Raw genomic sequence first — 12,824 nt, forward strand, 5'->3', positions numbered from 1 at the left:
GGATACTTCCAGCCCGTCCGGCGTTTGAGGACGAACTCGGCGAAGCCGGTGATGACGCCGGACAAGGCCCCGGCGCCGGCTAAATCACCAGCGACAGCAGCAGCACCAGCCCGCCCGCGACCACGGAGATGATCGTCTCCATGACCGACCAGGTCTTGATCGTCTGCCCCACGCTCAACCCGAAGTACTCCTTCACCAGCCAGAACCCCGCGTCGTTGACATGCGAGAAGAAGAGCGACCCCGCCCCGATGGCCAGCACGAGCAGCGCCGTATGGACGTCGGACATGTCCGCGGCCAGCGGAGCCACGAGCCCTGCCGCCGAGATCGTGGCCACCGTCGCCGACCCCGTCGCGAGACGGATCACCACGGCGATCAGCCAGGCGAGCAGCAGCGCCGGGATCGACCAGTCCTTGGAGATCTCCAGGACCATCTGACCGACACCGGAGTCGATGAGGGTCTGCTTGAAGCCGCCACCGGCGCCCACGATCATCAGCACACCGGCGATCGGCGCGAGCGACTTCTCGACGGTCGTGGAGAGACGGTCCTTGGTGAATCCGGCCGCACGGCCCAGCGTGAACATGCCGACGAGCACCGCGGCGAGGAGCGCGATCAGCGGTGAACCGACGACGTCGAAGACCCGCTGGACGGTGTGCTCGGGGTTGTCGACGATGATGTCGACCAGGGCCTTGGCCAGCATCATCACGACGGGCAGCAGCACCGTCGCGACCGTCACGCCGAACCCGGGACGCTTCTCCAAGTCCTCCGAGGGACGCTGCGGCAGCATCTTCTCGGGGGCGGAGACATCCACCCACCGGGCCGCGTACTTCGAGAAGACGGGGCCCGCGATGATCACCGTGGGAATGGCGACGAGCACGCCCAGCGCCAGCGTGATGCCCAGGTTCGCGTCCACCGCGTCGATGGCGACCAGCGGACCGGGGTGCGGCGGAATGAGGCCGTGCATGACGGACAGGCCCGCGAGGGCCGGGATGCCGATCCGCATCAGCGAGTAGTTGCCGCGCTTGGCGACGATCAGGACGACCGGGATCAGCAGCACGATGCCGACCTCGAAGAAGAGCGGAAGCCCGATCACCGAGGCGATCAGGACCATCGCCCACGGCATCGAACGCCCGCCCGCCTTGGCGAGGATCGTGTCGACGATCTGGTCGGCGCCGCCGGAGTCGGCGAGCAGCTTGCCCAGGATCGCGCCGAGAGCGATCAGCACACCCACGCCCGCGACCGTGTCGCCGAGCCCCTTGGTGAAGCTGACGATGGCCTTGTCGATCGGGGCGCCGGCGAAGGCGCCGAGCGCGAGCGATCCGATGGTCAGGGCCAGGAACGCGTGCAGCTTGAACTTCGTGATGAGCAGGACGATGACGGCGATGCCCGCGAGGACGGCGATACCCAGCTGGGCATGGCCAGCGGAGGTGATCGGCTCGACGGCGTCCGCTGCCAGCATCTCAACGCTGAGACTGGTCACGGTGTCTTCCTTGTACGTCAGGGGAGGGGGTGCGGGGGTCTTCCTGGGGGGACTACTGGTCGAGCAGGGCGAGCGCCTTGAAGGCCCGCTCGCTGATCTCTTGCGGACTGCCGCTGACGTCCACCGCGACGCCCGCCTCGTCCGCGCCGAGCGGCTGCAACGTGGCGAACTGCGAGTCGAGCAGGGCCGTCGGCATGAAGTGGCCCTCCCGGTGCGACATCCGGTCCTCGATGAGGGCCCGGTCGCCGGTGAGGTGCACGAAGACGACGCCGGGGGCCTCGGCCCGCAGCCGGTCGCGGTAGCCGCGCTTCAGCGCCGAGCTGCTGACCACACCGCCGAGCCCGGCCCTGCCGTGGGCCCAGGCGCCGATGGCGTCGAGCCACGGCCAGCGGTCGTCGTCGGTCAGCGGGGTCCCGGCCGACATCTTGGCGATGTTCGCCGGGGGGTGGAAGTCGTCGCCCTCGGCGTAGGGAACGCCGAGCCGGGCCGCGAGCAGGGGACCGATCGTTGTCTTGCCGGTTCCTGCCACGCCCATCACCACGACGACATGGGGGGTGCTCATCGCTGTGCTGCCTCGCTGTCTTCTTCGACATCGGTCCGAGAACGAGCCACGGGACGGGGGAGACCCGTGGCTCGTTCACGTCACTGAAACTCATTAGGTCCGACAAATTCAAGAGTCTGTGACACAAAAGTCTGACTTTTTGTTCCCAGGGGTCCCCACATACCCTGACGTCATGACCGCACAGGCCCGTGGGCTGCACGCTCGCGTACTGGAAAGCCTCGGGCCCGCCATCACCGGCGGCGAGTACCCGCCGGGCAGTGTGCTGCGCACGGACGAGCTCTCCCAGCGGTTCGAGGTGTCACGCTCCGTCGTACGGGAAGCGGTGCGGGTCCTGGAGTCGATGCACCTCGTGGAGTCCCGGCGCCGGGTCGGCGTGACCGTCCTGCCCACCGCGGAGTGGAACGTCTACGACCCGCAGGTGATCCGGTGGCGTCTCGCGGGCGCCGACCGGCCGCGCCAGCTGCGCTCCCTCACGGTCCTGCGCTCGGCGATCGAACCGGCCGCCGCGGGACTCGCCGCCCGGCACGCCACCCCCGAGCAGTGCGCGGCCCTCACCGAATGCGCCCTCGGCATGGTCGCCACCTCGCGGGGACAGCAGCTCGAGGGCTACCTCTTCCACGACATCAACTTCCACCGCGTCGTCCTGAACGCCTCGGGCAACGAGATGTTCGCCCGCCTCGGCGACGTCGTCGCGGAGGTGCTCGCGGGCCGCACCCACCACCAGGTCATGTTCGAGGACCCGGACCCGGCGGCCGTCACCCTGCACGTCAGGCTCGCGGAGGCGGTGCGCGAGGGCGACGCGGCGCGGGCCGAGGAGCTGACCCGGGAGATCGCCGTGGGGGCGCTGCACGAGCTGGACATCCTCGCCCCGTAGCGGCCCCCTCCGGCCGGGGCGCTGCCCCTGCGCATACCCCGGTCGGGGACAATGGCCCACATGTCTCGACGCGTCCCCCCTGCCCGGTCCTGCCCCTGCGGCCACCCCCAGCCGTACGAGAAGTGCTGCGGCCGGCTGCACCGGGGCGAGGCCGTGGCCGCCGTACCCGAGGAGCTGATGCGCTCCCGCTACTGCGCCTTCGCCGTCAAGGACGAGCCGTACCTCCTGCGCACCTGGCACCCGCGCACCCGGCCGCCGCGCGTGGAGTTCGACCCCGGCCTGCGCTGGGTCGGCCTGGAGATCCTGGACACGGCGGAGGGCACCGCGTTCCACGCCACGGGCACGGTCGAGTTCCGGGCCCGCTACACCGACGGGGGCCGCAAGGAGTCCCTGCACGAACGGAGCCGTTTCGAGCGGCTCGACGGGGCGTGGGTGTACGTGGACGGCGCGTTCATCGACTAGCCGCGGGGCCGCCCGCTAGCGGATGTCCCCGTACTCGCTCATGACCCCCGGCGGAGCCAGCGCGTTCACGTAGTGCCCAGGGCCGTGGTCCTCGAAGGAGTACGTGAAAGGGACGCCGCGGGTCAGCGCGAGCCGGGCCGCGAAGAACGCGAGGGGGGCCACCACCGCAAGCCCCGCGAGGCTGTCCATCTGCGGGTAGCGCGGCGCGGGATCACGCACCTCGACCCAGCCGGGCTCCCGGCCCTGCCCCCGCGTCAGCGCCGCGAGGGCCCGCCCCACCGCCTTCGCCCGGCGCCCCGCCACCGCGGGCAGCCGGCCCCCGAGCAGATCGCCGGGCAGGGACAGTGCCTCGATCGCCGCATCGGCCACCAGCGTGAGGGCGCCGTCGACCGCGCCCCGCCGGCGCCGGTAGTGGAACTCACGGCCGAAGGGCGCGTACGGACCGACCGGGCGCGGCGGCAGCGAGGGCACGACATCGCGGTCGTAGATGTAGCGGATGAGCCGGTCGCGCAGCACGTGGACGCCCCGCGGATCACGGGCACGGTGGCAGGCGCGGGCCAGCTCCGGTCCGCCGAGCATGGGCTGGCCGAAGGTGTAGACGGCCTTCAGGCGCTCCGCGACGGCGGCGTAGCGCGGCTCGTGGGCCAGCACGACACCCATCAGGGCCGCCATCGCACCGCCGAGGCTGTGCCCGGTGATGTACAGCGCCTCCATGCCGTCGCCCACCGTGCCCTGCTCGTCGGGGTCGACCGACTCGCCGCGCAGCGCCCGCTCCAGGGCCTGCATGACCAGGTAACGGGAGGCCCGCATGTTGCGGTAGAAGCCCGCGTGGACGTCGTACCGCTCGCCGCCCAGGTCCACGTGGAGCATCTCGGGCCGTACGTCGGCGTCGGTGAGGATGCTGATGATGTCCTCGGGCTGGGTGCCGCGATAGCAGAGGATCACCACCCGCCGGTCCTTGTCCTGAAGCAGATAGGCCGCCGACGCGATGTAGAGCGCGCCCACCCGCTGCTCGAAGACCCGGCAGCGGTTCTCCTCCAGGCCGAGCCCCGCCATGATCATGGCGAGCGTCGCCGGGTCGGGTCCCTCCGGAGTGCCGGCGTACGCGTACGCCGCACAGGTCGCCAGGGCGTGCGGGACGACGCCGTCCGGATCCGGCTGCGCCTTGTCCTCCAACAGCCGCTCCACCAGGTCCGGATAGACCGGGAAGCCCGGTGCGGGTCCCGTTCCGGTGGCGTCCTTGTACGGCCGCAGATCGCTGAAGGGCGGTGCCTTGGCGTGGTGGTCGCGCATGCGTTCCCCCGAACGGGCGCTGACGGCAACGGAGTTGCGAGCACACCACCGGGCCCGATCCGCGGTCAACCCGCACGCGCGGGGCCCCCGCCGACCCGTAACGGACCGGCCACCGGCGCGCATCGCTCCTGGGGTTGCTGGGAAGGGTGACCCCAGAGGGGCGCCCGGACGATCACCCGCCCCGCGCCCCACGGCCACCTCAGGCCGCCGACGGGCCCAAATGCCGTCGCCCGCCTGCCTGTTCGAGGTGCGGAGGGTGCCCCGCACATAGGCGGGAACCCGCGCTGTGGCCGCCCCGCACCGCCAGTAGCGTCCTAGGCCCTGTCGTCGGACAGGGCCTGGCCCCCGTCCCGTATGCCTGCGTGCGAAGGAAGCGCCTGATGGCCGACACCGGACAGTACGAGCAGACCTACGAGCGATACATGGGCGGCAGCCCCGAGGCGGAATACCGCCTCTTCGAGCGCCTCGCCCAGGAGATCATGAAGGTCCAGGCGAAGAACCGGCGTACGAGCGGCGCCGGTTCCCTCGCGCGCACCCAGCACGCGAAACCCGCGCTCGGCGTGGAGAACGCCCGCCTCACCATCCACGACGACGTGCCCGAAGCCCTGCGCGGCGGATTCGTCCGGCCCGGCGCCGACTATCCGGCCACCGTGCGGCTCTCCAACGCCAGCGGCACCCGGCAGCCCGACGCCGCGGCCGACCTGCGCGGCCTCGCCGTACGCGTGAACGTGTCAGCCGAGGAGAGCCACGACCTGCTCGCCACCAACTTCCCGGTGTCGCACGCCCGGGACGCCCGCGAGTTCGTCGCCTTCGCCAAGGCCATGGCGGGCGCGAACAGCCCGCTGCAGAAGGCGTTCGGCCTGTTCGTGAAGCTGCCGCTGGCCGTCGGCCTCTCCACCGCGACCCGGATGCGGCGCAACATCCAGGCCGCCACCCGGCACAAGGTCGACAGCCTCGCCAAGGAGACGTACTGGAGCCGCGGCGCCATCCTCTGGGGCGAGGCGGGCCCGGTCCGCTACCTCCTGCGCCCCGTCGCGGGCAGCGCCCCCGGGCCCAAGCCCGAGCGCCGCGACCCCGGCTTCCTGCACCGCGAACTCGCGCACCGCCTCGTCACCTCGGACGTCGCCTTCGACCTGTGCGTCCAGCGGTACGTCGACGAGCAGCGCACGCCCGTCGAGGACGGCTCCGTGGAGTGGAAGGACGGCATCACGCCCCCGGTGCCCGTCGGGCGCCTCACCGTGCCGCGCCAGGACCTGGCCACCGCGGAGGCCATGGCCGCGGCGGGGCGGGTCGAGGAACTCGCCTTCAACCCCTGGTACACCACTGACGCGTACCGCCCCCTCGGCAATCTCAACCGCGCCCGCAAAGCCGCGTACGAAGCGAGCGCCGCCCACCGCAAAGGCCTGCGCTTCACCACCGGGGAGCCGCTGCGCAACACGCTGCTCGGCATCCCCGTCGGCCGCTTCTTCGGCGCCCTCAACCGCTATGTGCCGTGGTACAGGCTGCCGGTGTCGGCGAGCCTGCTGAACCTGGTCTTCCTGCGCAAGGTGCTGCGGCGCCTCAACCTCATCGACACCGACGTCCACGAGGCACCGCCGAAGGCCGTCCCCGTACCCGCGCCGGTCGACGAGCGGCTGCGCACCTCACGGTCGTACGACGGGACGTACAACGACCTCTCCGCGCCCACGATGGGAGCCGTGGGCGCGGCCTTCGGGCGCAACCTCGAGCCGGACTACCGGCCCGACCTCTTCGACACCCCCAACCCGGTCACCGTCAGCCGCCGGCTCCTGACCCGCGACACCTTCGTGCCCGCGACCTCGCTCAACGTCCTGGCCGCTGCCTGGATCCAGTTCCAGGTCCACGACTGGGTCAACCACCGCCGCTACCCGGCGGGCGGCAAGGCCGTCGAGGTCCCGCTGCCGCCCGGCAGCACCTGGCACAACACCCCCGGCGGGCCGCCCGAGAACGTGATGCGCTTCGCCGAGAACGAAGGCATCCAACTGCCCGGCAACCAGCCGCCGATCCTCTTCGCCAACTCCGCGTCGCACTGGTGGGACGGCTCCGAGGTGTACGGCGCCGATGAGCGCACCGCCAAGTTCCTGCGCGAGCCCGACGGCAGCGCCAACCTCCGTCTGGAGGACGGCCACCTGCCCGTCGGCCAGAACGGCATCCCGCTCACCGGCTTCAACGAGAGCTGGTGGCTCGGCCTCAGCGCGATGCACACGCTCTTCGCCCGCGAGCACAACTCGGTCTGCGCCGCGCTGCGCCACGAGTACCCCGCCATGAGCGAGGACAGCATCTACCACACGGCACGTCTGGTCGTCTCCGCCCTCATCGCCAAGATCCACACGGTGGAGTGGACCCCGGCGATCCTCGCCACCGAGGCCATCGACCTCGGACTGCACACCAACTGGGAGGGCCCGCCGGACAACTGGCTGAACAAGCTGGGCCTGTGGCTCCTGGAGTCCCACTCGCTGACCGGCATCCCCAAGACCCTGCCCGACCACCACGCGGCGCCGTACTCCCTCACCGAGGACTTCGTCACCGTCTACCGGATGCACCCGCTGATCCCCGACGACTACGAGATGCGCGAGCACCACTTCGGGCAGCGCCTGGAGAGCCTCACCTTCCAGGACATCCAGGGCGCCGCCGCCGAGGCCGCCATCCGCAAGACGGGACTCGCCGACACCCTCTACTCGTTCGGTATCGCCCACCCCGGCGCGATCACCCTGAACAACTTCCCGCGCGCGCTCCAGCGCTTCGAGCGCGACGGCGAGATCATCGACCTGTCGGTCGTTGACCTCGTGCGCACCCGCAGGCGGGGCGTGCCGCGCTACAACGACTTCCGCGCCGGCCTGCACAAGCCGCGCATCAGCCGTTTCGAGGAGCTGAGCCAGGACCCCGAGACCGTCGCGCGCCTCAAGGACGTCTACAGCTCGGTCGACGAGATCGACACCGTGGTCGGCCTGTTCGCCGAGAACCCGCCGACCGGCTTCGGCTTCAGCGACACGGCCTTCCGCATCTTCATCCTGATGGCCACGCGCCGCCTGCAGAGCGACCGCTTCCTCACCGTCGACTACCGCCCCGAGATCTACACGCCGCTCGGCATCGAGTGGGTCGAGAAGGGCGGCATGAAGTCCGTGATCCAGCGGCACGCCCCGGACCTCGCGGGTCTGCTGCCGCGCGGCGCGAGCGCGTTCGCCCCGTGGCGGCAGGTGCAGCCGATGCGGGACGGAGGCAGTGATGCCGTCGAGTGAGGGCGGGCCCGACAGCCGGGCGAACGGACACCACCCCGGGCTCGCCGACCTCTTCGTACGCCCCCTCCTGGAGACGGTCTGGCGCCGCCGCACCCACCGGGTGAGCCGCGGCGCCACCGTCCCCGCGGGATCGATGAGTTACGTCTCCAAGGACGCCCCGCAGCCACTGACCGAACTCGAGGAAGCGGTCCTGATCTCCCTCACCGGCTGTACGGGGCTGACGATGCCCGACCGCCCCTTCGAGGACCCGCGCGACGGCAAGCCGATCATGGCGAAGCCGAACCTGACCATGGCGGGGCGCACCGCGGGCAGCCCCGACAACGCGCAGGGCACACACTTCTTCCTGATCAACGACACCGGCACGTACTACCTGCGCAAGCTGCCACCGGCCCCGCAGGAACCCTTCGACGACGCGACCCTGACCGCCCGCGCGCGCGAGTCCAAGGTCAAGGTCCTGGACCACCGTCTCGACGTGGCGGAGGGCCTGCGGGACTTCCCCGCCTACCTGGACTCCAACCGGTTCCTGTCCAACCTGCCGGGAACGACGGTCCTGTTCCCGGTGGTCGACCTGTCCCACCAGTACATCAACGCCCTGATGTACCTGCTCACCCAGCCGGACGGGGCGCGGCCCACGCTGGTGGACGACCGGAACTTCTACCGCCCCGCCGGCGTGAAGAAATGGATCAAGAACGGCTTCCTGAACGAGAAGCTGAAGCTGCCGCTGGGCGCCCTCGGCCCGCTCCGCACCCAGATCGAGGCGGACCTGCTGCTCCAGAACCTGATGCTGGTGGCCGAGGCGATGGGCCTGGGCGCCTGGATCCACGCCTCCATCAACCCCCAAATCGCCCTGGGCGACCCGAAGTTCTCCCGCGCCTACGGCAGGATGCTCGGCTTCACCTTCGTCACCCCGCGCTGGCGCCCGGCCGACGTGTGGCGCTGGCACATCCCGCTCCCCACGTATGCGAACGTCCGCTCCCACCCGGTCGGCCTGAAGGCGCCGGGCGGCGAGCAGCTGATCTCCGCGATGTGCCCACCGGCGTTCGACTCGATGTCCGACGCGGTGGACGCCGTGATCCGGGAGAAGTTCGGCCCCGGGGGCGTCTACGGCGACAAGGACGTCTTCACCCGCATCTACCGGGAGGACTACGGGCAGCGCTATCTCGCCGAGGCGAGCGAGTACGAGGAGCGCGTGATCGAGTGCGCCCGCGACATCTGTACGTACATCCTGCGGACGCACCGCCGCTTCCCGGCGCACACCGACGCGATCCACGTCCCCGGAATCTGGCTCCAGGCCCACCACGTGGAGAACGAGTACTACGACAAGTACTTCACCCAGGGCCTGACACCGGCACACCGCCGGCACGCGGGCCTGTGGGACGGCTAGCCCCCTCCGCCCGCCACCTGCGGGGTTGATCTACGAGGTGCTCCACCGGTTAAGCTCCCCTGCAGCGCCGTGAGTTGACGCGATATCAGTCTGTCGCGCACCACGGCGCTGTCGCGCTGTCGCACGGGGGATCACGCAGGTGATCGAGGGGGCGCCGCCGCCACAGGGGGCGCTGAGCTGCGATGGGTGCGAGCCCTTGACCGGGTTGTCCACTCTTCGATCGCGTTGGTTTGAGGATGCAGATGGAACTTGCCACGCCGCCGTCGGCGGCAGCCCGCGCGCCCGCGGCCCGGCACAGCTGGTGGCTGCTGCCGATCGGCCTCGGCGGCGGCAGTGTCGCCACCGTGGCCGCCGGCTCCGACCCGGCCCGCATACCCACCGCGGTCGCGGGCCTCGCGGCGACCGCGGCCGCCGCCGCGTGTGTCCGCCTCCTGCTGCGCACACGCCAGGAGCTCGGCCGCGCGGCCGACGACACACACACCGCCCAGCTGAGCCACTCCCAGCAGTGGCAGCAGCACGTCGCCGCCCTGGAGCGGCGCCACGAGAACGAACGCGCCGCCTACGAAGCCCACCAGGCGGACGAGGCCAAGGCCTGGCAGTGGCGGCTCGACCGGCAGCAGGCACTGGTGGCCCGCCTGGCGGACGAGTTCCTGCCCACGGCCTTCGCGGGCCTGCGCGGCGGCGAGGCCATCGACGACCTCCTGCCCCTCGCGCTCGACCAAGAGGCCGAGATCTCACCGGAGTTCAGGCTCGAACTGCGCAAGGTCCTGCGCACCGGCCTCATCGCCGTCGAGGAGGAGTTCAACCGCAGCGCCTCCGCCGAACAGGCAGTGATCAGCATCGGCAGCCGGATCCACGTGCTCACCGGAAAGATCCGCGGCAGGCTGCACGAGATGCAGGGCGAGCACGGCGGGACCCCGGCCGTCGCCCGGGGCCTGATGGAGCTCGACCAGGCGATCGGCCCCGCCGACTGCCTCGCCGCCAGCATCGGCGTACTGGGCGGCACGGACCGGCCCGGCCGCCAGTGGCAGGAGCCGCAGCGCCTGCTCAGCGTCGTACGCGGCGGCATCGGCCGGATCAAGGACTTCGACCGGGTCCAGGTGCGCCCGCTGCCCGAACTCGGCGTCGACGGCGGTCTGGTGGACCACCTCACGCTGATCTTCGCCCACCTCCTGGACAACGCGGCACGCTACTCGCCGCTCACCGAGCCGGTCGTCGTGTCCGGCAAGGAGGTGCCCAACGGCGTCGGCATCGAGATCCAGGACGCGGGCAAGGGCCTGACCGACGAGAAGAAGCAGCAGGCGCTCCAGTCGCTCGACGGCGTCGGGGCGGGCTCCGGCCTCGCCGGCCTCTCCGAGGACTCGCACCTGGGCCTGCGCGTCGTCGGCACGCTCGCCCGCAAGTACGGCATCAAGGTCACCTTCGCCGACTCGCCCTGGCTCGGCACCTCGGTGGTCGTCGTCGTGCCGCACAAGTACTTCAGCCAGCTGCCCGCCGTCCCCGAGGCGGCGCCGGCCCAGGCACAGAGGCAGGCACCCGCCGTGAACGCCGCCCCTGCGGCCGAGGCGCTCGTCGCTCCCGCCGCGCCCTCCGAGGCCGAAGCGGACGTCACGCCCGGCGGCCTGCCCCGGCGCAGGAGCAGGCACGCCGATTCCCCCAGGAGGGCAGGCGCCGTGCCGCGCGACGCGACCGGCGCCGCCGTGCAGCACGCCATGCCGCCGGACGCCTCCTTCACCGGCATGGCGGCCTTCGCCACCGCCGGACGAGAGACCGACGAGCCCCGCACGGAAGAGAGCGACTAGCCACATGACGCACCACATGACCGACGTGAGCTGGGCGCTGCGCGATCTGACCGAGAGCATCCAGGAGATCCGCTTCGCCCTCGTCGCGTCGAGCGACGGCAAGGCCATCGCGGCGTACGGCGCCGAGGACCCGGACGACGTGGACCGCTTCGCCGCGGTGGTCGCGGGCCTGCAGGCGCTCGCCCAGCCCGTGGCGGACCAGTTTCCCAAGTACGGCGGCCAGTTGCGCCTGGCGATGATCGAGGTCGACGGCGGGCACCTGTTCGTGGTGCGAGCCGGCGTCGAGACGTACCTCGGGGTCCTCGCCAAGGAAGGGCTCGACCAGGGGCTGCTCGGACACCAGATGAGGGACCTGTCCCGCAGGATGGGCGAACTCCTCGGCACCACCGCGCGCCAGGGAGAGCAGCCTGGATGAGCGGCGCCCACCGGTCCGGCCCCCCACGGCCCACCGACCCGTCCGGTCTTGAGCGCTACTACGTGCTCACCGGCGGTCGCAGTGGACCCGGCGGGCCGGCCGCCGGCCTCGACGTGGCGACTCTCGTGGTCTCCCGCTCCGCCTCCGCTCCCGCCCCCGGCATGCAGCACGAGCACGAGAAGATCGTGCGCTGGTGCCGGGACCCGCTGTCTGCGGCCGAGTTGAGCGCCCACCTCGGGCTGCCGTTCAACATCCTTGCCGTGCTCGTGGCCGATCTGCTGGAAGCAGGCCTGGTGGACGCCCGCGATCCCATCCCGGCTTCCACGCCCGGCCATGGAGCGGACATCGCGCTCCTAGAGGAGGTACTCAGTGGACTTCAACGGCTTTGACCGCCCGGACCAGCCGACACCCGCGGGCTCACTGCCGGCCGGGAGCCGCTCGGTCAAGGTGATGATCGCCGGGGGCTTCGGCACCGGCAAGACCACCATGGTCCGCTCCGTGAGCGACATCAGACCGCTCACCACCGAGGAGACCCTCACCCAGGCCGGCGCCGACGTCGACCACCTCATCGGGGTGGCCGACAAGAACGAGACCACCGTCAGCCTCGACTTCGGCAGGATCGGCCTCAACGACCACCTCGTCCTCTACCTCTTCGGCACACCGGGCCAGGAGCGCTTCTGGTTCCTGTGGAACGGCCTGTTCAAGGGCGCCCTGGGGGCCGTCGTCCTGGTGGACACGCGGCGCCTGGCGTCCAGCTTCCGGGCGATCGAGGAGATGGAGCGGCAGGACGTGCCCTTCGTCATCGCCCTCAACGTCTTCCCGGACTCCCGGCCGTATCCCGTGGAGGAGATACGGGACGCACTGGACATATCCGAGCACACACCGGTCGTCGCCTGCGACGCCAGGGACCGGGAGTCGAGCCGCGACGTCCTGATGGCCCTGATCCGCCACCTCAAGGAACGCTCCACCGCCGCGCTGGAGGCCGCACGGTAACCCGCGAAACCGCGAAGAGCGGGCCAGGAGATCCTGGCCCGCTCTTCGCGGTGCAACACTGCTTGTTACCTCTGTGTCCGAGGGGGGACTTGAACCCCCACGCCCGTTAAAGGGCACTAGCACCTCAAGCTAGCGCGTCTGCCATTCCGCCACCCGGACCGGTGGTCTGTCGCGGTTTCCCGCGGCGACGTGGAAAACCATAGCAAACATTCGGGGGCCCTCGATCACACGGGCCAGGAGCGTGAACGGGGCGTGACGAGGGGTGCCCGGCCTTGGGTGTCGGGGGGTGGGCGCGGGAGGATGAG

The 12,824-nt window shown here is 71.0% G+C and carries 11 protein-coding genes and 1 tRNA gene; 8 read left to right on the top strand and 4 right to left on the bottom strand.

The annotated features are described in order from the left end of the window. Positions 1 to 79: 79 nt before the first annotated feature. Together ACFUPX_RS39465 and ACFUPX_RS39470 are read right to left on the bottom strand one after the other, a co-directional pair. A complete protein-coding gene (locus tag ACFUPX_RS39465) occupies positions 80 to 1,477 on the bottom strand; it encodes a gluconate:H+ symporter (protein ID WP_383333712.1) in 1,398 nt (465 codons plus the stop codon). Between the two features lie 52 nt (positions 1,478 to 1,529). Further along, positions 1,530 to 2,039: a gluconokinase gene (locus tag ACFUPX_RS39470; protein ID WP_383333714.1), complete on the bottom strand. Its 510-nt coding sequence runs from the start codon at positions 2,037 to 2,039 to the stop codon at positions 1,530 to 1,532. A 172-nt stretch (positions 2,040 to 2,211) separates the two neighbouring features. Between ACFUPX_RS39470 and ACFUPX_RS39475 the strand changes: the two genes are divergently transcribed. Continuing rightward, positions 2,212 to 2,913: a FadR/GntR family transcriptional regulator gene (locus tag ACFUPX_RS39475; RefSeq protein ID WP_383333716.1), complete on the top strand. Its 702-nt coding sequence runs from the start codon at positions 2,212 to 2,214 to the stop codon at positions 2,911 to 2,913. Positions 2,914 to 2,973: 60 nt separating this feature from the next. Beyond that, positions 2,974 to 3,375 carry a YchJ family protein gene (locus tag ACFUPX_RS39480; protein WP_383333718.1) on the top strand — a complete coding sequence of 134 codons (402 nt, stop codon included), beginning with the start codon at positions 2,974 to 2,976 and terminating at the stop codon, positions 3,373 to 3,375. Positions 3,376 to 3,390: 15 nt separating this feature from the next. Here the strand turns inward: ACFUPX_RS39480 and ACFUPX_RS39485 are convergent, their stop codons facing one another. Beyond that, positions 3,391 to 4,668, bottom strand: a complete 1,278-nt coding sequence (locus ACFUPX_RS39485) for a lipase family protein (protein WP_383333720.1) — start codon at positions 4,666 to 4,668, stop codon at positions 3,391 to 3,393. Positions 4,669 to 5,048: 380 nt separating this feature from the next. Between ACFUPX_RS39485 and ACFUPX_RS39490 the strand changes: the two genes are divergently transcribed. From ACFUPX_RS39490 to ACFUPX_RS39515, 6 genes are all read left to right on the top strand, one after another. Further along, entirely contained in the window at positions 5,049 to 7,925 is a 2,877-nt protein-coding gene (locus ACFUPX_RS39490; RefSeq protein ID WP_383333722.1) for a peroxidase family protein, read from the top strand. Continuing rightward, positions 7,912 to 9,309 carry a hypothetical protein gene (locus tag ACFUPX_RS39495; protein ID WP_383333724.1) on the top strand — a complete coding sequence of 466 codons (1,398 nt, stop codon included), beginning with the start codon at positions 7,912 to 7,914 and terminating at the stop codon, positions 9,307 to 9,309. The genes ACFUPX_RS39490 and ACFUPX_RS39495 overlap by 14 nt, the downstream gene beginning before the upstream one ends. 242 nt (positions 9,310 to 9,551) lie before the next feature. Continuing rightward, positions 9,552 to 11,111 carry an ATP-binding protein gene (locus ACFUPX_RS39500; protein ID WP_383333726.1) on the top strand — a complete coding sequence of 520 codons (1,560 nt, stop codon included), beginning with the start codon at positions 9,552 to 9,554 and terminating at the stop codon, positions 11,109 to 11,111. A 4-nt stretch (positions 11,112 to 11,115) separates the two neighbouring features. Further along, complete coding sequence (locus ACFUPX_RS39505; protein WP_383333728.1) at positions 11,116 to 11,526, top strand: roadblock/LC7 domain-containing protein; 411 nt, start codon at positions 11,116 to 11,118, stop codon at positions 11,524 to 11,526. Further along, a complete protein-coding gene (locus tag ACFUPX_RS39510) occupies positions 11,523 to 11,915 on the top strand; it encodes a DUF742 domain-containing protein (protein ID WP_383333730.1) in 393 nt (130 codons plus the stop codon). Before ACFUPX_RS39505 ends, ACFUPX_RS39510 begins: the two co-directional genes overlap by 4 nt. Continuing rightward, positions 11,896 to 12,519: an ATP/GTP-binding protein gene (locus ACFUPX_RS39515; protein WP_383333732.1), complete on the top strand. Its 624-nt coding sequence runs from the start codon at positions 11,896 to 11,898 to the stop codon at positions 12,517 to 12,519. Before ACFUPX_RS39510 ends, ACFUPX_RS39515 begins: the two co-directional genes overlap by 20 nt. Before the next feature lie 74 nt (positions 12,520 to 12,593). Here the strand turns inward: ACFUPX_RS39515 and ACFUPX_RS39520 are convergent. Further along, positions 12,594 to 12,678: transfer RNA gene (locus ACFUPX_RS39520), tRNA-Leu, on the bottom strand. Positions 12,679 to 12,824: the final 146 nt, after the last annotated feature.

Source organism: Streptomyces sp. NPDC057302 (assembly GCF_042667685.1).
In the GTDB taxonomy this organism is placed as follows: Bacteria; Actinomycetota; Actinomycetes; order Streptomycetales; family Streptomycetaceae; genus Streptomyces.

Bases quoted from the DNA above. Each gene is read 5' to 3' on its own strand.
- ACFUPX_RS39475 (WP_383333716.1), top strand. From the start codon at position 2,212: ATGACCGCACAGGCCCGTGGGCTGCACGCTCGCGTACTGGAAAGCCTC.
- ACFUPX_RS39495 (WP_383333724.1), top strand. From the start codon at position 7,912: ATGCCGTCGAGTGAGGGCGGGCCCGACAGCCGGGCGAACGGACACCAC.
- ACFUPX_RS39505 (WP_383333728.1), top strand. From the start codon at position 11,116: ATGACGCACCACATGACCGACGTGAGCTGGGCGCTGCGCGATCTGACC.
- ACFUPX_RS39500 (WP_383333726.1), top strand. From the start codon at position 9,552: ATGGAACTTGCCACGCCGCCGTCGGCGGCAGCCCGCGCGCCCGCGGCC.
- ACFUPX_RS39480 (WP_383333718.1), top strand. From the start codon at position 2,974: ATGTCTCGACGCGTCCCCCCTGCCCGGTCCTGCCCCTGCGGCCACCCC.
- ACFUPX_RS39490 (WP_383333722.1), top strand. From the start codon at position 5,049: ATGGCCGACACCGGACAGTACGAGCAGACCTACGAGCGATACATGGGC.
- ACFUPX_RS39470 (WP_383333714.1), bottom strand. From the start codon at position 2,039: ATGAGCACCCCCCATGTCGTCGTGGTGATGGGCGTGGCAGGAACCGGC.
- ACFUPX_RS39510 (WP_383333730.1), top strand. From the start codon at position 11,523: ATGAGCGGCGCCCACCGGTCCGGCCCCCCACGGCCCACCGACCCGTCC.
- ACFUPX_RS39485 (WP_383333720.1), bottom strand. From the start codon at position 4,668: ATGCGCGACCACCACGCCAAGGCACCGCCCTTCAGCGATCTGCGGCCG.